The sequence below is a fragment of the Stutzerimonas chloritidismutans AW-1 genome (assembly GCF_000495915.1).
Lineage (GTDB): Bacteria > Pseudomonadota > Gammaproteobacteria > Pseudomonadales > Pseudomonadaceae > Stutzerimonas > Stutzerimonas chloritidismutans.
The window spans coordinates 31,733-53,356 of the sequence record NZ_AOFQ01000071.1; the positions used below are offsets into that span (position 1 = coordinate 31,733).

Here is a 21,624-nt window from a genome sequence, read left to right on the forward strand (position 1 = left end):
TTGCTCAGCGTTGTCCGGATAGCCAGGCCGCACCGGCGGCCAGTGCATCGGCCTCGCTGGGGTAAGTGGTCGATGGGCCGCTGATGATGCAGGGCTTGGTTTCGCCGTCGCCTTCCACCGTCCACAGCTCCCAGGTTCCGTCATTTTTCCAGCTAGGGATGGCGGTGTAGGGTTTGTCTTTCAGCGCAGCCAGCGCGGCATCCACTTCGGGACGGATCTGCAACTCACCCGAGTAGATATAGGGTGTCGCGCAGCGGGCATCAGATCGGCTCATGTTCCTTGCTCCAAAAAAGCTCCAGTAGTGCGCTCGCCTGCAGGTAGATACCGGGGTTGCGTGCTTCACTCGGGCCAGCAATGTTGAGAATAGCGACGGGATGGCTAAGCAACCAGTCTTGCCATGCCGCCAACAGCTCTTCTGCAGGGTCATGCAAATCGCACAGCAGTAGCGGCTTGCCGTGTCCCGTCGCCAGATCGCGAGTGAGCAGGCTGCCACCTTCGATCCTGTCCCGGTAAATGATCAGTGTGGCATCAGCGTCCAGCACATTGCGTTTGGTGCGCTGGCGATAACCGCTGGATTCGGTCTCCATCAACTGGTAGCGAGCATCCAGTACGCCATCAGCGGCCCGTCGGCCTGCCGGGCACCAGCCGCCGTGCGGAATCTGCCGGGCAATAGCGAAATCCAGCGCAGCCCGGTCTACGCCGGTCTGGCCGCCGGAGAGGATGCGCTGAATGCTCACCCTTGCTCCGTTGCGGCGACCGTGCAAGTCACTTGAACCTCTGCGCTGGGCTGATCTGCCGAGAGCTGGCCGATGCGCCCGCGCTGGCTGGCAAGCTTCAGTTGCTTGCGCACCTGTTCCAGGCTGCGCTTTTCGATCACTGCGGTATAGCTCGCACCCAATTCACCATCCGGGTCGATGAACAGCTCGATACGCGTCACCGGCAACCCGAACACTGTGAAGCTGCGTGCCGGTGTCAGCGACCAACTGCCGGGAGCATTGGGCGCAATGCCGTCCAGTACGTGCAACGGCAAGGCTTGACGGCATTCCACGGCGGCGACGATGGCTGGCTCGATCCGCAACCAGTGGTTGAGGTCTGGGGCAGTGCCATCCATCAGCACCACCGGCATGGCTGCCAGTAGCAACGCTTTCATCCCTTGAGGTTCCTGATCCAGAAGCGGCGGTCATCGACCGTGAAGTTGGGGTCATAGCCGACCAGCGTGAGCAACGAACCGACATAGTAAAGGCCGAACTGATTCATCAGCCAGCGCTCCATCGCCGGGTCGCTGGGCAGCTTGCTGTACGGTGGGGTTGGCCCGTCGCTGCGAACCTGACCGCTGGTCTTGCCGGAGATGGAAAAGCTCTTCCAGGTCAGCACGAAGTTGTTTGACTGTTTCGGCAGCTCCGGCGCGCAAAGCGACAGATTGCTGAAGCGCTCGGAGCGCTTGGCGTCGTGCCAGAGCACTGCATCAAAGTGAATGCAATCGCTGGCTTTGAGCGTGAGGCTACGGGTCAGCGTCATCTGATCAGCCGGAATTTGCAGATTGCTGATCACCACCTTGGGCCACTCCGGGGCGTGACCGTCGGTAGACAGATTCTGGCGCAAGGCGTTATGCAGTGGAGTGCCAAGCAAGCTGTTGCGATTTGCTGCGCTTGCGGACGTAGCCGCTTGCGAAAGGCTGCTCCCAATCGATTTTCCCAAGCCGTTCATGGAATCCAGTGCGCCTTGCATGTCGGGTGTGGCACAACCTGTCAATACAAAAGGCAGAAGCAGCAAGCTCCGGTAGTGTTTCATCGCAGTTCCTCGCGAGGTTATCCGTTGAAGAGGGCATTGAGCTGGGCACACCAGGTTTCCGCCGCCCGACGGCTCATGGGGAAACTGAGTAATGGTCGTTGCGGATCGGCGGTTTGCAGCTCGATGGCGAAGTCTTTCGCGCGTACCGTGCGCTCGAAGGTCGGCACGCTCATGCCGCTGGCGTTGACCTGACGGCTACCGCCGTTCATCTCCATGCTCTCGACCTCGCGCCAGGTCATCCGCCAGCCGAGCAGCCAGGAGAAGTCGTGCAGTTTGTATGCGTCATTGACCACATCGCAGGCCGCGATCTTGCGATTCCGGGTCAAAAACAAGGAATGCCGGCGCGGGATAACCCAGGAGATGTCCAGCATCGAATGACAGCCCCTGCTGGGCGTTGAGCTTGGCGACAAGGGCCTGGCAGCGGGCCTGCAGACGTGCCAGAAAGCGGAAGGACAGCGTGAAGATCGCCAGCGAAATCAGCAGATAGAGCATCAGCTCACTGGTCAACAGCCCCCAAAGCGATGTCTGTGACAGGCGCGCAGGCCCCACGCCGACCATCGCCAGTACAAGAATCAGCGTAAGACCAGCGGCAGCAAGACCTGAAAGCCCAGCCACCGGAACTGCCAGCCCCGCCGCCGCTCCCACCCCCGCAGTCTTCCAGACGCTTGCCATACGTCATTTCCCCCCATTTTGTTACTCATAGAGGCCATTTTATGGGGACTGCATTCAATTGTCACTCATAGTGCGGGTACTTATCGGGCGTAGCCCTATAGAGGGGGTACTCATAGAGTCATTTCTCTTTAAAGAAGAGAGAAATATGGCCCTTGATCCCCGACTACGCTTCGGCCTGAAGCTGATAGAAATCAGAAAGACCAGAGGGTGGTCGCAAGAACGCCTAGCACTGGAAAGTGGCTTGGCACGCAGCTATCTGGGGGGTGTTGAGCGTGGTCAGCGCAACATCGCAGTGCTCAACATCTTCAAGCTGGCCGAGGCGCTGGGGGTGGAGCCTTCAGTACTGCTGGAGGCGCCGGCGGCTGGACAGGAGCCTGCACCGTAACATCGTAGCGCTACGGTATCGTAACGTTACGATGGTCACTGCCTAGTCGCTCGCGGCAGCTATCGCAGCCATCTGCTTTCAAGAATAAGTAAAGTCCACTAAAATGGTATTTACGCAATCTTTTCCGCGTTAAGGGTCATAAAAGTGACTTTTCATCTCTCAACTCCCGCTGAGATCCTGCACGCGCTGGGTGTTCGTCTGCGCGAGCAGCGGCTTGCCCAATCGCTTACGCAGCGTGAACTGGCGCAAATGGCCGGACTGTCCTTGGGGGCGTTGCGCAAACTCGAAAGCGACGGTCAGTGCTCGCTGGAAACGCTGGTCCGTGTCGCGCAGGCACTTGGCTTGCTGGAGGCGCTGGACGATCTCTTCGTGCTCAAACGGCAATCCATCGCCCAGATGGAGCAGGTGGACCTTGTCAGCCGCCGCCAGCGTGCGCCGCGTAAGAGAACATCATGAAGCTGCTTACCGTGCATTATTGCGGCTGGGGAGAAGACTGGCCGTTGGGACGCCTGGCCGATGACGGTCAATCCCTGCTCTTCGAATATTCTCCCGAAGCTCTGCCTCAGGGCTTGGAACTGTCGCCCTTGCACCTCAAGCTGCGTGCGGATGCCTACGGTGGTTTTCCGACCCATTTGCATCGCCTTCCGGGCCTAATAGCCGACAGTCTGCCTGACGGCTGGGGTTTGCTGCTGATGGATCGCCTGTTCCGTCAACACGGCTTGCGCCATCCCGGGCCACTGGACCGCCTGGCCTTCATTGGTGAGCGCGCGATGGGCGCGTTGCGCTTCGTTCCGGCAAGCGACGCCGGCGCCCACGAGCCCGACTGGTCCTTGCTGGCGCTGGCCGAGCAAAGCCGTCTCGCGCTCGCGGGCGAGGCGGGGGCAGCCCTGCGCGAGCTCGCGCTCACCGGCGGCTCACCGCAAGGGGCCAGGCCCAAGGCCTTGGTGCAGTACGACGCAATGACCGGGCAGGTCAGCACCCGTCCGGATGCGCCCGGCAGCCCCTGGCTGGTCAAGTTCCCGGCGCAGAACGAACACAAGGAGGTCTGCGTCATCGAGCAGCTCTATGTCGAGTTGGCTCGGGATTGCGGACTGGAAGTGCCCGAAAGTCGCTGGTTCGACCTTGGCCCTGAACTGGCCGCCTTCGGCGTCGCGCGCTTCGACCGGGAAGGTGGGCAACGTGTCCCGGTGCATAGTCTGGCTGGATTGTTGCAGGTGGATTTTCGCCTGCCCGGTGCCACCGACTACACCGCTTTCTTGCGGGCTACCCGTTTCCTGACGCGCGACGAGCGCGAAGTGGAGAAAGCCTACGCGCGAGCAGTCTTCAATGTGCTCTTCCACAACCGTGACGACCATCCCAAGAACTTCGCGTGGCGTCTCGGGCCTGACCGGCGCTGGCGTCTGGCACCGGCATTCGACCTGACCTTCAGTGAAGGCCCGATGGGCCAGCATCACCTGGACGTTTGCGGCGAAGGTGCTGCCATCGAACGCCGGCATTTATTGCGTCTGGCGGAGGAAGGTGGCATCCCAAGGAAACGGGCGGAAGAGGTCATCGACCGGATGCTGCCGCAGGCAAGCTCATTGGGTGAGCGATTTGAGCGTGCTCCGATTAGGCAGATGTTGGCGCAACAGATAAAATCCACCATTGATGCCTGTCGCTGGCGTCTGGAAAGCTGAATCCGAGCCGCCGCAACGGCGCCAGATCACCGTTAAACGTACTCAATGCTGAGTTTTTTGAGTACAAACATGAGTATACTTTTTAATGGAGCAGCATGGTGAACTGTTCATTCAATGAGTTGCAGTCACAATCGCTGTTCAACGTCTAAGCGTCCGCTCGCTTGAAAAAAGGCCCCGACTCGTCGGGGCCTTTTAGTTTCTATCGAAGGGAGTGCAATCCGTTAAAGCGGACCAGGGTCGGGCATCGGATCCGGCGGCGGAGCGACCTTCTCGAGTTGTTCGAGCACTTCTTCCGGCAGCTCGTCCGGGCCTTCGAACTCGGTATCGCTCTCGGCGTCGTCGAGGTCGTTGAGGGGCGATTCGTCGGCTCGCCAGGGCCAGGTGGGTTGCGGCTGCATTTGGGGGTCGGTGCCAGGCATGGCTCTGTCCTCTGAAAGGGGCCTGGGACGTTAGGCACGTATCCCTGCAGCGGGTTCGCCGATGGCGGGACCGTCCGGCGCAATCTGGACGGTCCCGCACCGGATCGCTACTTGAAGTTGCGCTTCACCAGCCGTTCCAGCCAGCCGACGATGCCGGAGCGGAACAGCAGCACGCAGAGCACGAAGATCACCCCGAGGATCACATGCACCCACTCGCCCAGCGGGCCATTGGACAGCGAGCTTTGTAGCGTCACCACCACGGTGGCGCCGACCAGCGGCCCGAGGATGGTGCCGACGCCGCCGAGCAGGGTCATCAGGATGACTTCGCCGGACATGTGCCAGTGCGCATCGGTCAGCGAGGCCAGCTGGAACACCACGGTCTTGGTCGCGCCGGCCAGGCCGGCAAGCGCCGCGGAAATCACGAACGCCAGCAGCTTGTGCCGATCGACGTTGTAGCCGAGCGACACCGCACGCGGCTCGTTCTCGCGGATGGCCTTGAGCACCTGCCCGTACGGTGAGTGGATGGTGCGCTGGATGACGGCGAAGCCAATGACGAACACCGCCAGCACGAAGTAGTACATGGCCATGTTGTTCTTCATGTCGACGAGGCCGAACAGATGCCCACGCGGCACGCCCTGCAACCCGTTCTCGCCCCCGGTAAACGGCGCCTGAACGAAGACGAAGAACACCAACTGCGCCAGCGCCAGGGTGATCATCGCGAAATAGATGCCCTGCCTGCGGATCGCCAGCATGCCGAACAGCGCACCGAGCACCGTCGAGGCCAGCGTGCCGGCGAGGATACCCAGTTCGGTACTGAGCCCGCTGTAGCTGCTCAGCATGTAGCCGGTGATGTAGCCGCCGGTGGCGAAGAACGCCGCATGGCCGAAGGACAGCAGCCCCGCGTAGCCCAGCAGCAGGTTGAAGGCGCAGGCGAACAGGGCGAAGCACAGCAGCTTCATCAGGAACACCGGATACACCGCCAGCGGCGCCAGCAGCGCGATCACCAAAAGCACCGCGTAGAAGATCTTTTGCCGCCGCGCGGCCGCATGCCTGCGCTCGCGTACCACACTGGCCTGTCGCACTGATGCGACGTCTGCGTTTGCCGGATTCGTCATGCTCATGCCTCCTTACCAAAGAGTCCCGCAGGACGAACCAGCAGCACCGCCACCATGACCAGGAACACCACGGTATTGGCCGCTTCCGGATAGAACACCTTGGTCAGCCCCTCGATCAGGCCCATGGCGATGCCGGTCACGATGGCGCCAAGAATCGAGCCCATACCGCCGATCACCACCACGGCGAACACCACGATCAGCAGATTCGAGCCCATGCCCGGGGTCACCGCGTAGATTGGCGCAGCCAGTACGCCGGCAAACGCTGCCAGCGCCACGCCATAGCCATAGGTCAGGGTCACCAGCAGCGGTACGTTGATGCCGAAGCCCTGCATCAGCTTCGGGTTCTCGGTGCCGGCGCGCAGGTAGGAACCCAACCGGGTGCGCTCGATGACGTACCAGGTCGCCAGGCACACCACCAGCGCGGCGACGATCACCCAGGCGCGGTAGGTCGGCAGGAACATGAAGCCGAGATTGAAGCCGCCACGCAGCAACTCCGGCATCGGATAGGACGAGCCGGACACGCCGAACAGCTTGACGAAGCTGCCCTCGACGATCAGCGCCAGGCCGAAGGTCAGCAGCAATCCGTAAAGGTGATCCTCACCGGCAATGCGCCGCAGCAGGCCGCGCTCGATGGCCATGCCCAGGCAACCCACCACCAACGGCGCCAGCACCAGCGCGAACCAGTAGCTCACACCCAGGTAGTTCAGCCCCAGAAAGGCCACGAAAGCGCCGAGCATGTACTGCGCGCCATGGGCGAAGTTGATGATGCGCAGCAGGCCGAAGATGATCGCCAGGCCCAGGCTCAGCAGCGCGTAGAACGCTCCGTTGATCAGGCCGAGCAGCAACTGCCCGAGCAGCACGCTCAGGGGTACGCCGAATACGAGAGTCATGGTTCACCACCCAAAGGAAGTCCGTGGCACCCGGCCGTTGCCGACCGGGTGATGGCGCGGATCAGCCGGTCAGTCCTTGGCGACCAGCTTGGTGCACTGGGTCTCGGCGATCGGCCGATAGGCCTGCTCTCCCGGAATGGTGCTGACGATCTTGTACAGGTCCCACTCGCCGGTGGATTCGGCCGGTGTCTTGACCTGCACCAGATACATGTCATGCACCATGCGGCCGTCCTCACGGATACGACCGCCCTTGGCGAACATGTCGTTGACCGGGGTCTTGGCCATCTGTGCACGCACCGCGACGGTCTCGTCGGTGCCGGCGGCCTTTACCGCGTTCAGATAATGCGTAGTGGCCGAATAGATGCCGGCGTGCACCATGCCCGGCATGCGCTTGGTGCGCTCGTAGTAGCGCTTGGCCCAGGCACGGGTGTCGTCGTTCATGTCCCAGTACCAGCCGGTGGTCAGCATCAGGCCCTGGGTCACGTCCAGGCCCATGGCATGGATGTCGTTGAGGAACACCACCATGCCGGCGAGCTTCTGCCCGGACTGAGTGACGCCGAATTCGCTGGCGGTCTTCAGCGAGTTGACCGTATCGGCACCGGCGTTGGCCAGGGCGATGACCTCGGCGCCGGAGCCCTGCGCCTGCAGCATGTAGGAGGAGAAATCGTTGCTTGGGAACGGATGGCGGACCTTGCCGACGACGCTGCCGCCCTCGCCTTCCACCACCTTGGTGATGTCGGTTTCCATGGCGTGGCCGAAGGCATAGTCGGCGGTGAGGATGTACCAGCTCTTGCCGCCATCGGCGAGCACCGCCTTGGCCGTGCCGTTGGCCAGCGCGTAGGTGTCGTAGGTCCAGTGGATGTGGTTGGGCGAGCAGAACTCGTTGGTGATGCTGGACGCCGCGGCACCGGAGATCAGCGCCAGCTTGCCGCCCTGCTCCACCACCTTGCTCGCTGCCAGCACCACGGAGCTGGCGACCATGCCGGTCACCATGTCGACGTTACGCTCGTCGATCCACTGGCGCACGGTGTTGGCACCGACGTCCGGCTTGTTCAGGTCGTCGGCGTGGAAGACAACGATCTTCTTGCCGTCGACCTTGCCACCGAAATCCTCCACCGCCATCTTCAGCGCTTCCAGGCCGCCCGGGCCGGACAGGTCGCGATAGGTGCCGGACATATCGGCCAGGTAGCCGATGCGGATTTCATCATTGCTGATCTCGGCCTGGGCGGCCGAAGCGATCAGGGAAGAAGCCAGGATGGCGCTCGCGCTCTTGCGGAAAAAGCTCATGTATTCACCACTCTCGATTGTTTTTGTTGTGGTTCGGGCCGGCATCCACTGCGGCCGGTTTACAGCTTCCTGAGGTTCACACCCCGAGACAGGAATTGAGGAAGTCCTTCTTCGAATCCAGCTCGGCCGCCTCGATCTCCTCGATGATGCGGCCGTGCTCCATGACGTAATGGCGGTCGGCCAACGGCGCGGCAAAGCGGAAGTTCTGCTCCACCAGGACGATGGTCAGTCCGCGCTGCTTGAGCTTGATCAGTACCTCGCCAAGCTTCTGCACGATGACCGGCGCCAGGCCTTCGGTGATCTCGTCGAGCAGCAGCAGGTTGGCGCCGGTGCGCAGGATGCGCGCCATGGCCAGCATCTGCTGCTCGCCACCGGAGAGCCGCGTGCCCTGGCTGAAGCGACGTTCGTAGAGGTTGGGAAACATCTCGTAGAGCTCGTCCAGGCTCATGCCGCCGCTGCGCACCGTCGGCGGCAGCAACAGGTTCTCCTCGACGCTCAGGCTGGCGAAGATGCCGCGCTCTTCCGGGCAGTAGCCAACGCCCAGCCGCGGAATCTGGTGGGCCGGCATGCCGATGGTCTCGTTGCCGTTGACCACGATGGAGCCGGTGCGGCGACCGACCATGTTCATGATCGCCCGCAGCGTGGTGGAGCGCCCGGCGCCGTTGCGTCCGAGCAGGGTCACCAGCTCGCCGCGGCCGACCACCAGATCGACGCCATGCAGAATGTGCGACTCGCCGTAGAAGGCGTGCAGATCGCTGACGCGCAGCTGATCGCGGTCCATCGGTGGATTCATGCGTGCGCCTCCTCGAGAGCTGCGGCTTCGCTGCCGAGATAGGCTTCGCGCACCTGCGGGTTGGCCGAAACACTTTCGTAGTCGCCCTCGGCGAGCACCGAGCCGCGCGCCAGCACAGTGATGCGATCGCACAGGCGGCTGACCACGCCGAGGTTGTGCTCGACCATCAGCACCGTGCGGTTGGCGGCCGCCTTGCGCACCAGCTCGACGACCATGTCGACGTCCTCACTGCCCATGCCCTGGGTCGGTTCGTCGAGCAGCAGCACGAAGGGGTCTAGCGCCAGGGTGGTGGCCAGCTCCAGCGCGCGCTTGCGGCCGTAGGGCAGCTCGACGGCGAGGGTCTGGGCGAAGGATTGCAGGTCCACTTCGGCGAGCAGCTGCATCACCTGATCGTCCAGCTCGCGCAGGCTGCGTTCGGATTTCCAGAAGTGGAAGGAATTGCCCATCTTCTGCTGCAGCGCGACGCGTACGTTCTCCAGCACGCTCATGTGGCCGAACACCGCGGAAATCTGGAACGAGCGCACCAGACCGAGCCGGGCGATCTCATTGGCCTTCATCGAGGTGATGTTCTTGCCGCGATAGAGGATTTCGCCGCGGGTGGGCGTGAGGAACTTGGTGAGCAGATTGAATACGGTGGTCTTGCCGGCGCCGTTGGGGCCGATAAGCGCATGGATGTGACCCTGACGGACCTTCAGATCGACGGAATCCACTGCGGTGAAGCCGCGGAATTCCTTGGTCAGGCCGCGCGTTTCCAGCACGAACTCTGGTTCCATGGGGTGCCCTCTAACCTTGATTGTTTTTGTTGGTTATGGCGCAGGTCGCTGCATGACCTTTACGTAAACGATAACAACCAGTTTCCGTATACGGCAAGTGGCTTTTTCAAACGGGCGATTGAGCGGAAAAAGCGTGCAAGCTGCAGGCAAATAGCCAGCATATAGACCACTTTTCACTAGTTTCCCAGTGCCCCAGGCGCTCGTGTTCGTCCCCGTTTCCATGGCACCGGAATGCCGAAGTCAGCTCTTCGGACGACGCAGAAAAAGCCGGGCCTATGCGGCCCGGAAATTTCCAACGAGGAGGTTCACAGCGGTTTCGCGGTTACCACAACGGCAGGCTGTAGCTGACGATGACGCGGTTCTCGTCCAGATCGCTCTGGAAGTTGCTCCGCGTGGTGGCGTTGCGCAGCTTGAGGCCAAGATTCTTCAGCGGGCCGCTCTGGATGACGTAGGCGATGTCGGTGTTGCGCTCCCAAGTCTTGCCTTCGCTGGCGCCAGCGCCGCGGTCGACGTTGTCACCGGAGACGTAGCGGGTCATCAGGCTCAGCCCGGGAATGCCCATGGCGGCGAAGTCGTAGTCATAACGGACCTGCCAGGAACGCTCGTCCTGGTTACCGAAATCGTTGATCTGCAACAGGTTGATCAACGCGTTATCGCCACCGGCGACGTAGGCGAAACCGGTATCGCCGCTCATGTGCTGGTAACCGCCGGTGAAGGCGTGACCGCCATGTTTGTAGGTGAACAGCGCGCCGAAGGCGTCGTTGTCGACGTTGCTGCCGCCATCGTCGGTGGAGCGCACATAGCGCAGGTCGGTCTTGAAGCTCTGCGACTCGCCGATGGGCAGCACATGGACCAGGCTGAGGTTGTGCTGGTCGTAGATGCCGTCCAGCCCACCGTAGTAGTAGCTGGTGGCCAATTGTGGCGACCAGTCGTAGCGCCCGCCGGCGAAGAGGAATTCGTCGCTGGTGGTGCCACCGCTGCCGAAGGTGATGTTGCGCAGCCCGCCATTGAACACCGTCATCTCTTCGTAGTTGGAAGAGTCGCGGTAGCTGGTGCGATCCAGCATGCCGAGATCCAGCGTGAGGCCTTCGACATCCTTGCTCTGCAGCCAGGCGCCGCGATAGATGTTCGGCAGCAGGCGGCTGTCGTTGCGCATCAGCACCGGGATCACCGGTTGCAGCGTGCCCACGTGCAGCGTGGTGGCGGACAGCTTGGCCTTGGCGGTCAGGCCCGCCGTGCCGTAGTCGTCCGCCGGTTCACCGGAGGCCGAGCGTGGCAGCAGGCCGGTGCCACCGCGACCGGAGCCGGAGTCGAGCTTGACGCCGAGCAGCCCGATGGCATCCAGGCCAAAGCCGACCGGCCCTTCGGTGTAGCCGGATTCCATTTTCAGGATGAAGCCCTGGGCCCACTCCTCGGCCTTGGACTGGCCGTCCCCCGAACGGAAGTCGCGGTTCATGTAGAAGTTGCGCAGTTCGACAGCGGCCTTGCTGTCTTCGATGAAGGCGGCCGAAGCCGTGGTGGACATGCCCAGGATGGCCGCGGCCAGGCTGGAAAGCAGGAAGGTTCGGCTTGCTGGTATCAGTTGCATAGCTTTCTCTCTTGTTGTTGTGATCGTTGATGCAGCTGTTGAGCCCGACTGCCAACTGCCCGGGCTCGGATTACCACTTCATGCGGTAATGCGGTGTCGCGCTCAGCGCGCGGTGCTTCTGGGCACGCGGCCCAGCAGATAGAACTCGTCGTTGGGCGGGGTGCGCGCCATGGACACCAGGCGGTTGGAGAGGCCGAACAGTCCAGCGATGGCGCCGATATCCCAGATGTCATCGAGGCTGAAACCCTGGGCTTCCAGCCGCGCTTGCCAGACGTCGTCCAGCACGCCGCGCCCGGCGGCCAGGTGCAGGGCGAAATCGAGCATGGTGCGCTGACGTTCGGAGATCGGCGCGGTGTGGTAGTTGACGGCGATCTGGTCAGCCAGCTGCGCGTCCTTGGCGAGGATGCGCAGGATCGCGCCATGGGCAACCACGCAATACAGGCAGCCGTGGTCGGCGCTCACCGCGACCACGATCATCTCCTTCTCGGCCTGGGTCAGGCTGTCGGCTTCGCGCTCCATCAGCGCATCGTGATAGGCGAAGAAGGCGCGAAACTCCGCCGGCCGATGAGCCAGCATGAGAAACACGTTGGGGATGAAACCGGCCTTTTCCTGCACGGCGAGAATCCGTTCGCGCAGGTCGGCGGGCAGCGTGTCGAGGCTATCGGACAGCGGAAAACGGCTGATCGACTGAGTAGTAGGCAGCGCCATGGAAAGCTCCTTTTCGGATGAGCGAATTGCCGGCCGGGCGAACCCGGCCGGTGCCGGTCAGTGCTGCTCGCTGATACCCAGCTCGACCACGCTGATCTCGCGCATGCGGAACTTCTGCACCTTGCCGCTGATGGTCATCGGGAAGTCGTCCACGAACCGGATATGCCGCGGCGTCTTGAAGTGGGCAATGCGGCCCTTGCAGAACTCGCGCAGCGCCTCGGCCTCGACCTGATGGCCCGGGTGCAGCTTGACCCAGGCGACGATCTCCTCGCCGAACTTGCTGTCCGGCACGCCGATCACCTGCACATCGGCCACCGCCGGATGGGTGAAGAGAAATTCCTCGATCTCGCGCGGGTACACGTTCTCGCCGCCGCGGATGATCATGTCCTTATTGCGGCCGACGATCTTGATGTAACCCTCATCGTCCATTACCGCGAGGTCACCGGTGTGCATCCAGCGGGCGCCGTCGATGGCATCGCGGGTGGCGTCCGGGTTGTTCCAGTAACCGAGCATCACGCTGTAGCCGCGGGTGCACAGTTCGCCGATCTGCCCGCGCGGCACCACCGCGCCGTGCTCGTCGACGATCTTGCTTTCCAGATGCGGCTGCGTGCGGCCGACGCTGGTCACGCGACGTTCCAGGTCGTCGTCGGCGCTGGTCTGGGTGGAGACCGGGCTGGTTTCGGTCATGCCGTAGGCGATCTGCATTTCGGCCAGATGCATGTCGTCGATGACGCGCTTCATGACCTCGATCGGGCAGGTGGAACCGGCCATGATGCCGGTGCGCAGGCTGCTGAGGTCCAGCGACTGGCGCTCCGGGTGATCGAGCATGGCGATGAACATGGTCGGCACGCCGTACATGCCGGTGGCCTTTTCCTCGGCCGCGGCCTGCAGTGCCGCCAGCGGTTCGAAGGCGGCGCTCGGGTAAATCATCGTGGTGCCGTGGGTGACACAGCCGAGATTGCCCATGACCATGCCAAAGCAGTGGTACAGCGGCACCGGGATCACCAGACGGTCGTGCTCGGTCAGCCTGAGGCTCTCGCCGACCATGTAGCCGTTGTTGAGGATGTTGTAATGACTGAGGGTCGCACCCTTGGGGAAGCCCGTGGTGCCGGAGGTGTACTGGATGTTGATGGGGTCGTCGAACTGCAGGCGTTCGCCGCACTGGCGCAGCTGTTCGGGGCCGACCTGCTCGGCCATCTCCATCAGCGCCTGCCACTGGAGCATGCCGTCCACCGGCTTGTCGCACAGGCTGATCACCCCGCGCAGCTCTGGCAGCATGTGGCTCTGCAGCGCGCCAACTGCGGCGCTTTCCAGCTCCGGCAGCAGCTCGTGCAGCATGGCGTGGTAATCGGACGTCTTGAAGGCATCGGCGCAGATCAGCCAGCGGCAGCCGGATTGCTTCAATGCGTATTCGAGTTCGCTGAGGCGGTAGGCGGGGTTGATGTTGACCAGCACAACGCCGATCTTCGCCGTAGCGAACTGGGTGATGCACCACTGGGCATTGTTCGGCGACCAGATGCCCACTCGTTCGCCAGCTTGCAGTCCGAGGGCCAGCAGGCCACGCGCGCAACGGTCCACCGCCTCCGCCAGTTCCGCCCAGGTGTAACGCAGTTGCTGATGGCGCACCACCAGGGCCTCACGCTGGGGAAAGCGCTCCACGGTACGGTCGAACGCCGCGCCGATGGTCATGGGCAACAGGGGTTTGCTCTGCGGTCCGCAGGTATAGCTCGGAAGACTCATGACGATTTCCCTCAGTCTTATGTTTGTTATGAGGCGTGCTCGCAAGGGTGCTGGCGCTGCTGACAGTCACCCTAGGCGACGATTACGTTAACGTAAAGGTAACTAGCTGACAATATGTCGCAGGGTAGGCGAAAGTCGAGGAGCTCGAGCAGTCAAATGGCCATTATCTGGTGACGAATAACGGGGTCAGCCGCGGCCAGATCGGCGCTGACACGACGTGTCGGAAGGCATGCCTGAGCGGCGCAAAAACGGTTGCGCCGGAGCCTCTGCAACGATGCCGCGCATGCGTCTGCCGAAGACGCCTCGTCAGCCGCATTCGCGCTGGTACTCGTTATGGAAATCTAGCGCGGCGAGGTTCTTGTCCTTGGCTTCGAGCATGATGTCGAAGCGATCCAGAAACTGAAACGCATAGCGATTCGTCCAGCGGTTCCACATGCGCTTGCTGTGCGCATAGAGGTCGCGCTTGCTGACCTTTTCCAGCAACTCGGGGATTTCCAGCTTCCGCTCCGGCGCGAAGCCCAGCTCCATCAGGCGCTCCGGCGGCTGCGAGTAGTGCATGGTGGGCCGCACGCCGCGCCAGCTTTCCAGAACACGCTCGATGCGCGGGTCGTCCGGCTCGATGTAGCGGCCTTCGTGAATCCAGCAGTGATGGATGTCCAGCACCACCGGCGCGAGGTCCGCGAGCCCCAGGCAGTCGTCCAGGCCATAGGTCTTTTCGTCGTTCTCGAAGGTGATGCAGTGGCGCGCCTCGCTCGACAGCCGCGGCCACACGGCACGCACGCCCTCGGCGCCGAGCCGCCCGGCGATATGCAGGTTGCACTTGAAGTCCTGGAAGCGCCGGCCATAACCCATCATGCGGATCATGTCGGCGTGGTATTCGAATTCCGCCAGGCTGTTTTCCACCACCAGGGGCTTGTCCGATCCCAGCACGCAGTACTGGCCGGGATGCATCGACAGGCGGATATCGTTGGCCCGCGCCAGCTCGCCGATCGCGGCGAAACCCGCCTCTAGGCGGCTCTGTATTTCAGCACGGCGATAGAACGGCGCGATCTCGGCATGGCTGTAGAACGGCAGCAAGTCGCTGGACAGGCGCAACATGCGCAGCATCGGCGGCAATGTGGCGACGTATTCGAGCAACACCCGCTGAGCGCTCAGGTTGTGCTCGACGATCTCCTCCAGCCTCGCCTCGGCCGCGGCGCGACCGACCGAGGCCATCCAGCGCAGCGTGGTGCTGCGCGGATTGAAGGTGCGCTCGATGCGCTCCAGCTCCTTCAGCGAGAGGCTCTGTTGCGGATGGCGATACATGCAGGCGAAGCCGATGCGGGGCATGGAGTTCCTCGTCGGGTGGCAGGCCGGCATTGCGGCCACTGCCTGTTTAGTCCCGCCAGCCTCGCGGCGAGTGCCCCGCCACCGACGAAACACCATCGCAGGACCGACCACCGACGGCCGCACCTTGGCAGGCCTATGCTTGCAGCATGCCGACTCGGCGGTGTGTTGACAGACCGAGAGCGGACCTTTACGTTAACGTAAAGCAGCGAACGACCATCCCTGTCGATGACGTCAGACCGCTACCAGAGCGCCGGCCTGCACTCCGCCGGACGAACGAATCCTCTGAAAACAGAACAATTACAAGACAAGCAGGTGGCCCCATGAACTACTCCAGCCTCAATTTCGCCCTCGGTGAAACCATCGACATGCTGCGCGAGCAGGTGCAGGCCTTTGTCGCCGCCGAGATTGCTCCGCGCGCCGAAGCCATCGATCAGGAAAACCTGTTCCCGGCGGACATGTGGAGAAAATTCGGCGAGATGGGTCTGCTCGGCGTGACCGTCTCCGAGGAGTACGGCGGTGCCGGCCTCGGCTACCTGGCCCACGTGGTGGCGATGGAAGAAATCAGCCGCGGCTCGGCCTCGGTCGCCCTCTCCTACGGCGCCCACTCCAACCTGTGCGTCAACCAGATCAACCGCAACGGCAACCCCGAGCAGAAGGCCCGCTACCTGCCCAAGCTGATCAGCGGCGAACACGTCGGCGCGCTGGCCATGAGCGAGCCGAATGCCGGTTCCGACGTGGTCTCCATGAAGCTGCGCGCCGAAAAGCGCGGCGACCGCTACGTGCTCAACGGCAGCAAGACCTGGATCACCAACGGCCCGGACGCCAACACCTATGTGATCTACGCCAAGACCGACCTGGACAAGGGTCCGCACGGCATCACCGCGTTCATCGTCGAGCGCGACTGGAAAGGTTTCTCCCGCGGCAACAAGTTCGACAAGCTCGGCATGCGTGGCTCCAACACCTGCGAGCTGTTCTTCGATGACGTCGAGGTGCCGCAAGAGAACGTGCTGGGCGTCGAGAACGGCGGCGTCAAGGTGCTGATGAGCGGCCTGGATTACGAGCGCGTGGTACTGGCCGGCGGCCCGACCGGGATCATGCAGGCCTGCCTCGACGTGGTGGTGCCCTACATCCACGACCGCAAGCAGTTCGGCCAGAGCATCGGCGAGTTCCAGTTCATCCAGGGCAAGGTGGCGGACATGTACACCCAGCTCAACGCCAGCCGTGCCTATCTCTACGCCGTCGCCCAGGCCTGCGACCGTGGCGAGACCACCCGCAAGGACGCCGCCGGGGTGATCCTCTATACCGCCGAGAACGCCACGCAGATGGCCCTGCAGGCGATCCAGATTCTCGGTGGCAACGGCTATATCAACGAATTCCCCACCGGCCGCCTGCTGCGTGACGCCAAGCTCTACGAGATCGGCGCCGGCACCAGCGAGATCCGCCGGATGCTGATCGGCCGCGAGCTGTTCAACGAATCCAGGTGAGCTGCGGGCGGAACAACACCCAACCCTCGTAGGGTGGAAAACCGCGAAGCGTTTTCCACCGCAGTCGGTAGATGGCAGCGCCATCCATGATGGAATTGAACGGAGCCAACCATGGCCATCCTGCACACCCAGATCAATACCCGTTCGCCGGAGTTCGCCGCCAACAGCGCAGCGATGCTCGAACAGGTGAACAACCTGCGCGCCCTGCTCGGCCGCGTCAGCGAAGGCGGCGGCGCCACCGCCCAGCAGCGCCATGTCTCACGCGGCAAGCTGCTGGTGCGCGAGCGCATCGATACCCTGCTCGACGCCGGCTCGGCCTTTCTCGAACTCGCGCCGCTGGCCGCCCATGAGGTCTATGGCGAAGATGTCGCCGCTGCCGGCGTAGTGGCCGGGATCGGCCGCGTCGAAGGCGTCGAATGCATGATCATCGCCAATGACGCCACAGTGAAAGGCGGCACCTACTACCCGCTGACGGTGAAGAAGCACCTGCGCGCGCAGACCGTCGCCCGCGAGAACCGCCTGCCCTGCATCTACCTGGTGGACTCCGGCGGCGCCAACCTGCCGCGACAGGACGAGGTGTTCCCAGACCGCGAGCACTTCGGCCGTATCTTCTTCAACCAGGCCAACATGAGCGCCATGGGCATCCCGCAGATCGCTGTGGTGATGGGCTCCTGCACAGCCGGCGGCGCCTACGTGCCGGCGATGGCCGACGAGACCATCATGGTGCGCAACCAGGCGACCATCTTTCTCGCCGGCCCGCCGCTGGTGAAGGCTGCCACCGGCGAAGTGGTAACCGCCGAGGAGCTGGGCGGCGCCGACGTGCACTGCAAGACCTCGGGCGTCGCCGACCACTACGCCGAAAACGACGAGCACGCGCTTTCCATCGCCCGCCGCTGCGTGGCCAACCTCAACTGGCGCAAGCTCGGCCAGCTGCAGACCCGCGAACCGCGCGTACCGCTGTATGCCGCCGACGAGCTGTACGGCGTGATCCCGGCGCAGGCCAAGCAGCCCTATGACGTGCGCGAGGTGATCGCGCGGCTGGTGGACGGCAGTGAGTTCGATGAATTCAAGGCGCTGTTCGGCACCACCCTCGTCTGCGGCTTCGCCCATCTGCACGGCTACCCGATCGCCATCCTCGCCAACAACGGCATCCTCTTCGCCGAGGCGGCGCAGAAAGGCGCGCACTTCATCGAGCTGGCCTGCCAGCGCGGCATCCCGCTGCTGTTCCTGCAGAACATCACCGGTTTCATGGTCGGGCAGAAATACGAGGCCGGTGGCATCGCAAAGCACGGCGCCAAGCTGGTCACCGCGGTGGCCTGCGCCCAGGTGCCGAAGTTCACCGTGCTCATCGGCGGCAGCTTCGGTGCCGGCAACTACGGCATGTGCGGCCGCGCCTACGACCCGCGCTTCCTCTGGATGTGGCCCAACGCGCGCATCGCCGTGATGGGTGGCGAACAGGCCGCCGGGGTGCTCGCCCAGGTCAAGCAGGAACAGAGCGAGCGCGCCGGCAAGAGTCTCGGCGACGACGAGGTAGCCGCGATCAAGCAGCCGATTCTCGAGCAGTACGAGCGCCAGGGCCATCCCTATTACTCCAGCGCGCGGCTGTGGGACGACGGCGTGATCGACCCGGCGCAGACCCGCGAGGTGCTGGGGCTGGCGCTGTCCGCCGCGCTGAATGCGCCGATCGAGCCGACCCGCTTCGGCGTGTTCCGCATGTAATCCGTGCCGCCGGCAGCCGAACGCGCCGGCGACTGCAGTCGCATCGAGGATGCCGAGATGACCGATTTCCAGACCATCGAATTGAACACAGACGCGCGCGGCGTGGCCACCCTCTGGCTCAACCGCGCGGACAAGAACAACGCCTTCGACGCCCGGGTGATCGGCGAACTGAACGCCGCGCTGGCCCAGGTGCAGGACGATGCGAGCATCCGCTTCCTGATCCTGCGCGGGCGCGGCAAGCATTTCTCCGCCGGTGCCGATCTGGGCTGGATGCGCGAGTCGGCCAAGCTCGACTACCAGGCCAATCTCGCCGACGCCCATGAACTTGGCGAGCTGATGCAACGCCTCTACCAACTGCCGCAGCCGACCCTGGCCGTGGTGCAGGGCGCGGCCTTTGGCGGCGCCTTGGGGCTGATCGCCTGCTGCGACATGGCCATCGGTGCCAGCGATGCGCTGTTCTGCCTGTCAGAAGTACGCATCGGCCTGGCCCCGGCGGTGATCAGCCCGTTCGTGGTCAAGGCCATCGGCGAGCGCGCCACCCGCCGCTACGCGCTGACCGCCGAACGCTTCGACGGTAAGCGTGCCCGCGAACTCGGCCTGCTTGCCGAGACCTACCCGGCCAGTGAACTGGACGCCGCGCTCGAGCAGTGGGTCGACAACCTGCTGCTCAACAGCCCGCAGGCGCTCAAGGCTTGCAAGGACCTGCTGCTGGAAGTGGGTGATGGCGATTTCAGCGCCGACCTGCGCCAGACCACCGAACAGGCCATTGCGCGCCTGCGCACCAGCTCGGAAGGTCAGGAAGGCCTGAGCGCCTTCCTGGAAAAACGCACGCCCGCCTGGCAGGAGCGCGCGTGATGACTGGGCTTCTGTGGGGTGCTCGCTCGTATACGTTGTCGCGTACGCGCGGTGAGAGGGTTGCGTTGTGTGGTGGTCGGGCGGCTGTGTCGGTCCTTGGCACCGCCCCCTCGCCCCAGCCCTATCCCCAAGGGGGAGAGGGAGTTGGTCTGTGCAATGGCTGGGCGGGAGTGCATGTGCGTAGCAACGCCCCCTCGCCCCAGCCCGCTCCCCGGCACTCTTCCCAAGGAGGAGAGTATGTTGGCTTGTGCAGTGGCAGGGGGATTGTGCAGGGCCGCAGCACCGCCCCCTCACCCCAGCCCTCTCCCTCCGGGAGAGGGGGCTGCATTCGCGTTTGGCTGGACTGCCCGGTAGCGCACTCAGCTTGAGGCTCACCAGACTTTCTTCCGCGGGACGACTATCACCTGCGCCCCTGACCACCCCGCAGATGCCGTCCCCTCGCCCCCTTGGGGAGAGGGTTAGGGTGAGGGGGCGGAGTCCCGCCATACACCTCAGTCGAATTCCACTTCGGCTTTCTGCGCCAGGCCGTTGTGATCGCCGGCCCAGAGTTCGGCATTGCCCGGCGCGACAATGCGCCCGCCGACCTCGAACGGCTGCGGTGCGATCAGCGGGCGCAGGCCGCGGTAGGCGAAGCGGCGCAGGCGGGCATCGGGATTGGCGCGGCAAAAGGCACGCAGGTTCAGCGTGGCGATCAGCGGGCCGTGAACGACCAGACCGGCATAGCCCTCGGCCTCGGTGACGTAGGGCCAGTCGTAATGGATGCGATGGCCGTTGAAGGTGACCGCCGAATAGCGGAACAGCAGCGTCGGCGTCGGCGTTACCGCCTCGCGCCAGCCACCGGCGACCATGGGTTCGCCGCTGCTGGTCTTTGGCGGGGTGGGCTCGCGGTAGACGATGTCCTGTTCCTCGCGGATGGCCAGACGGCCGTCCTGCAGGTAGTCGTGCTGCACGGTGACGAACAGCAGCGCACCGGTGCGACCGTGCTTTTCCTCGATGTGCTTGATGGTCGACCCCCGCCGCGCCTCGCCACCGGCTTCCAGCGGACGGAGAAACTCGACCCGACCACCGGCCCACATGCGGTTGCGGTTATCGGCCGGGGGCAGGAAGCCGCCGCGCGCCGGGTGACCGTCCTTGCCCAGGCCGCTCTCGGCGATGGGCTCCTGAAAGAAGCACCATTGCCACAACGGCGGCAACGCCTCGCCATGAGCGGGCGTTGTTTCGCCGAATGTGGCGGCGATGCGCATCAGCAGGTTGCGGCTGAGCTGGTCGTGCACTTCTTCGCTGCGGCCAATCCAGGCAGAGATATCGGTCATTGCGGCTTCCGGTCGTTGTCTTTGTTTCGCTGGAGAATGCTACGACGGCGGCGTTCCGTGAATTTGTATTTACCGACACCAGCGTTCGGCTAAGCTGAACGCCGTTCCAAGTACCGGTATCAAGCATGCATTTCGATCTGGCCGACCTGCGCCTGTTCATTCATATCGCCGAATCCCCGAGCCTGACCCAGGGCGCGCGCCGTGCCCATCTGTCACCGGCAGCGGCCAGCGCTCGCATCAAGGCGCTGGAAAGCCAGCTCGACAGCCGCCTGCTGTACCGCGACAGCCGCGGTGTCGAGCTGACGCCGGCCGGACACAAGCTGCTGCAGCACGCACGGCTGATCATGCGCCAGGTCGATTACCTGAAGAGCGAGTTCACCGAATACGGCACCGATTCGGCCGGACATATCCGTATCTTCGCCAACACCACCGCGGTGACCGAATTTCTGCCGGAAGTGCTGGCCGGCTTTCTTGCCGAGCGCCCCGGCGTGACGGTTGACCTGCAGGAAAGGCTGAGCCGCGATATCGTCCGTGGCGTGCTCGACGGCAGCACGGACATGGGCATCATCGCCGGGCCGGTGCGCGCCGAGGGACTGCAGGTGCTGCACTTCAGCACCGACCGCCTGCTGCTCGCCGTGCCGATCGGCCATCCGCTGGCGGGCGAGCGACAGGTCACGCTGCGCCAGACCCTGGCCTACCAGCACATCGGCCTGCATGAGGGCAGCACGCTGCTGACCTTTCTGCGCGATCAGGTGGAAAAGCTTGGCAGCCAGCTATCGCTGCGCATCCAGGTCTCCAGCTTCGAAGCGGTGTGCCGGATGATCGAGGCCGGTGTGGGCATCGGCATCATTCCCGAATCCGCGGCAAGGCGGCACAGCCGCACCATGCAGCTTGCGCTGGTGGCACTGGACGAACCCTGGGCGGTGCGCGAGCGCAGCATTCTGGTTCGCGAACTGGACGCGCTGCCCGGCAGCGTGCGTGCGCTGATCGCAACCCTGGTCCCCACGCAATACTGAAATCCCTGTCCACCGAACATTTGCCCGTCAGCACTGCCGAAACCGGTACGCACCGCAATCCGGAAGCCCTG

24 protein-coding genes are annotated in these 21,624 nt (G+C 63.6%); 7 read left to right on the forward strand and 17 right to left on the reverse strand.

Annotated features, from left to right (window positions below; translation table 11 throughout):
* Nucleotides 1–4: 4 nt before the first annotated feature.
* From F753_RS46880 to F753_RS50110, 6 genes are all read right to left on the reverse strand, one after another.
* Nucleotides 5–274, reverse strand: a complete 270-nt coding sequence (locus F753_RS46880; RefSeq protein ID WP_017936950.1) for a hypothetical protein — start codon at nucleotides 272–274, stop codon at nucleotides 5–7.
* Entirely contained in the window at nucleotides 261–737 is a 477-nt protein-coding gene (locus F753_RS46885; protein WP_023446985.1) for a putative molybdenum carrier protein, read from the reverse strand. Before F753_RS46885 ends, F753_RS46880 begins: the two co-directional genes overlap by 14 nt.
* Nucleotides 734–1,150 (reverse strand): hypothetical protein, encoded by a 417-nt coding sequence (locus F753_RS46890; RefSeq protein ID WP_023446986.1) that lies wholly within the window; start codon nucleotides 1,148–1,150, stop codon nucleotides 734–736. Before F753_RS46890 ends, F753_RS46885 begins: the two co-directional genes overlap by 4 nt.
* Nucleotides 1,147–1,602 carry a hypothetical protein gene (locus F753_RS0125330; RefSeq protein ID WP_245218680.1) on the reverse strand — a complete coding sequence of 152 codons (456 nt, stop codon included), beginning with the start codon at nucleotides 1,600–1,602 and terminating at the stop codon, nucleotides 1,147–1,149. Before F753_RS0125330 ends, F753_RS46890 begins: the two co-directional genes overlap by 4 nt.
* 206 nt (nucleotides 1,603–1,808) lie before the next feature.
* Nucleotides 1,809–2,084: a hypothetical protein gene (locus F753_RS50105; RefSeq protein WP_023446988.1), complete on the reverse strand. Its 276-nt coding sequence runs from the start codon at nucleotides 2,082–2,084 to the stop codon at nucleotides 1,809–1,811.
* Nucleotides 2,074–2,463 carry a hypothetical protein gene (locus tag F753_RS50110; RefSeq protein ID WP_245218681.1) on the reverse strand — a complete coding sequence of 130 codons (390 nt, stop codon included), beginning with the start codon at nucleotides 2,461–2,463 and terminating at the stop codon, nucleotides 2,074–2,076. The genes F753_RS50105 and F753_RS50110 overlap by 11 nt, the downstream gene beginning before the upstream one ends.
* A gap of 145 nt (nucleotides 2,464–2,608) precedes the next feature.
* Here F753_RS50110 and F753_RS0125340 point away from each other — a divergent pair, with 145 nt between their 5' ends.
* The 3 genes from F753_RS0125340 to F753_RS46900 all read left to right on the forward strand — a co-directional run bounded on the left by F753_RS0125340 (nucleotide 2,609) and on the right by F753_RS46900 (nucleotide 4,524).
* Nucleotides 2,609–2,848, forward strand: a complete 240-nt coding sequence (locus tag F753_RS0125340; RefSeq protein ID WP_031298413.1) for a helix-turn-helix domain-containing protein — start codon at nucleotides 2,609–2,611, stop codon at nucleotides 2,846–2,848.
* A 144-nt stretch (nucleotides 2,849–2,992) separates the two neighbouring features.
* Nucleotides 2,993–3,304: a helix-turn-helix domain-containing protein gene (locus F753_RS0125345; protein WP_017936956.1), complete on the forward strand. Its 312-nt coding sequence runs from the start codon at nucleotides 2,993–2,995 to the stop codon at nucleotides 3,302–3,304.
* Entirely contained in the window at nucleotides 3,301–4,524 is a 1,224-nt protein-coding gene (locus F753_RS46900; RefSeq protein ID WP_023446993.1) for a type II toxin-antitoxin system HipA family toxin, read from the forward strand. Before F753_RS0125345 ends, F753_RS46900 begins: the two co-directional genes overlap by 4 nt.
* Before the next feature lie 221 nt (nucleotides 4,525–4,745).
* Here the strand turns inward: F753_RS46900 and F753_RS46905 are convergent, their stop codons facing one another.
* The 10 genes from F753_RS46905 to F753_RS46950 all read right to left on the reverse strand — a co-directional run bounded on the left by F753_RS46905 (nucleotide 4,746) and on the right by F753_RS46950 (nucleotide 15,166).
* Nucleotides 4,746–4,943, reverse strand: a complete 198-nt coding sequence (locus tag F753_RS46905) for a hypothetical protein (RefSeq protein WP_023446994.1) — start codon at nucleotides 4,941–4,943, stop codon at nucleotides 4,746–4,748.
* A gap of 107 nt (nucleotides 4,944–5,050) precedes the next feature.
* On the reverse strand, nucleotides 5,051–6,058 hold the full coding sequence (locus F753_RS46910) for a branched-chain amino acid ABC transporter permease (protein ID WP_031298414.1): 1,008 nt from the start codon (nucleotides 6,056–6,058) through the stop codon (nucleotides 5,051–5,053).
* A 2-nt stretch (nucleotides 6,059–6,060) separates the two neighbouring features.
* Entirely contained in the window at nucleotides 6,061–6,948 is an 888-nt protein-coding gene (locus F753_RS46915) for a branched-chain amino acid ABC transporter permease (RefSeq protein ID WP_023446996.1), read from the reverse strand.
* 69 nt (nucleotides 6,949–7,017) lie between these two features.
* On the reverse strand, nucleotides 7,018–8,235 hold the full coding sequence (locus F753_RS46920) for an ABC transporter substrate-binding protein (RefSeq protein ID WP_023446997.1): 1,218 nt from the start codon (nucleotides 8,233–8,235) through the stop codon (nucleotides 7,018–7,020).
* A gap of 76 nt (nucleotides 8,236–8,311) precedes the next feature.
* Nucleotides 8,312–9,028, reverse strand: a complete 717-nt coding sequence (locus F753_RS46925) for an ABC transporter ATP-binding protein (RefSeq protein WP_023446998.1) — start codon at nucleotides 9,026–9,028, stop codon at nucleotides 8,312–8,314.
* Nucleotides 9,025–9,801, reverse strand: a complete 777-nt coding sequence (locus tag F753_RS46930; RefSeq protein WP_023446999.1) for an ABC transporter ATP-binding protein — start codon at nucleotides 9,799–9,801, stop codon at nucleotides 9,025–9,027. Before F753_RS46930 ends, F753_RS46925 begins: the two co-directional genes overlap by 4 nt.
* A 322-nt stretch (nucleotides 9,802–10,123) precedes the next feature.
* A complete protein-coding gene (locus F753_RS46935) occupies nucleotides 10,124–11,389 on the reverse strand; it encodes an OprD family porin (protein WP_023447000.1) in 1,266 nt (421 codons plus the stop codon).
* Nucleotides 11,390–11,491: 102 nt separating this feature from the next.
* Nucleotides 11,492–12,097, reverse strand: a complete 606-nt coding sequence (locus F753_RS46940) for a peroxidase-related enzyme (RefSeq protein ID WP_023447001.1) — start codon at nucleotides 12,095–12,097, stop codon at nucleotides 11,492–11,494.
* Nucleotides 12,098–12,154: 57 nt separating this feature from the next.
* Complete coding sequence (locus tag F753_RS46945; protein WP_003280105.1) at nucleotides 12,155–13,837, reverse strand: AMP-binding protein; 1,683 nt, start codon at nucleotides 13,835–13,837, stop codon at nucleotides 12,155–12,157.
* Nucleotides 13,838–14,143: 306 nt separating this feature from the next.
* Nucleotides 14,144–15,166, reverse strand: a complete 1,023-nt coding sequence (locus tag F753_RS46950) for an apurinic/apyrimidinic endonuclease family protein (RefSeq protein ID WP_023447002.1) — start codon at nucleotides 15,164–15,166, stop codon at nucleotides 14,144–14,146.
* A 320-nt stretch (nucleotides 15,167–15,486) separates the two neighbouring features.
* On the opposite strand from F753_RS46950, the gene F753_RS46955 reads away from it, so the two are divergent.
* The 3 genes from F753_RS46955 (at nucleotide 15,487) to F753_RS46965 (ending at nucleotide 19,224) form a co-directional block, all read left to right on the forward strand.
* Nucleotides 15,487–16,650, forward strand: a complete 1,164-nt coding sequence (locus F753_RS46955) for an isovaleryl-CoA dehydrogenase (protein ID WP_003280102.1) — start codon at nucleotides 15,487–15,489, stop codon at nucleotides 16,648–16,650.
* 111 nt (nucleotides 16,651–16,761) lie between these two features.
* Nucleotides 16,762–18,369 (forward strand): carboxyl transferase domain-containing protein, encoded by a 1,608-nt coding sequence (locus F753_RS46960; protein WP_023447003.1) that lies wholly within the window; start codon nucleotides 16,762–16,764, stop codon nucleotides 18,367–18,369.
* A gap of 57 nt (nucleotides 18,370–18,426) precedes the next feature.
* Nucleotides 18,427–19,224 carry a gamma-carboxygeranoyl-CoA hydratase gene (locus F753_RS46965; protein ID WP_031298417.1) on the forward strand — a complete coding sequence of 266 codons (798 nt, stop codon included), beginning with the start codon at nucleotides 18,427–18,429 and terminating at the stop codon, nucleotides 19,222–19,224.
* Between the two features lie 491 nt (nucleotides 19,225–19,715).
* Here the strand turns inward: F753_RS46965 and F753_RS46970 are convergent, their stop codons facing one another.
* Nucleotides 19,716–20,537: an HTD2 family dehydratase gene (locus F753_RS46970; protein ID WP_023447005.1), complete on the reverse strand. Its 822-nt coding sequence runs from the start codon at nucleotides 20,535–20,537 to the stop codon at nucleotides 19,716–19,718.
* 125 nt (nucleotides 20,538–20,662) lie between these two features.
* Here F753_RS46970 and F753_RS46975 point away from each other — a divergent pair, with 125 nt between their 5' ends.
* A complete protein-coding gene (locus F753_RS46975) occupies nucleotides 20,663–21,553 on the forward strand; it encodes a LysR family transcriptional regulator (protein ID WP_023447006.1) in 891 nt (296 codons plus the stop codon).
* Nucleotides 21,554–21,624 lie beyond the last annotated feature (71 nt).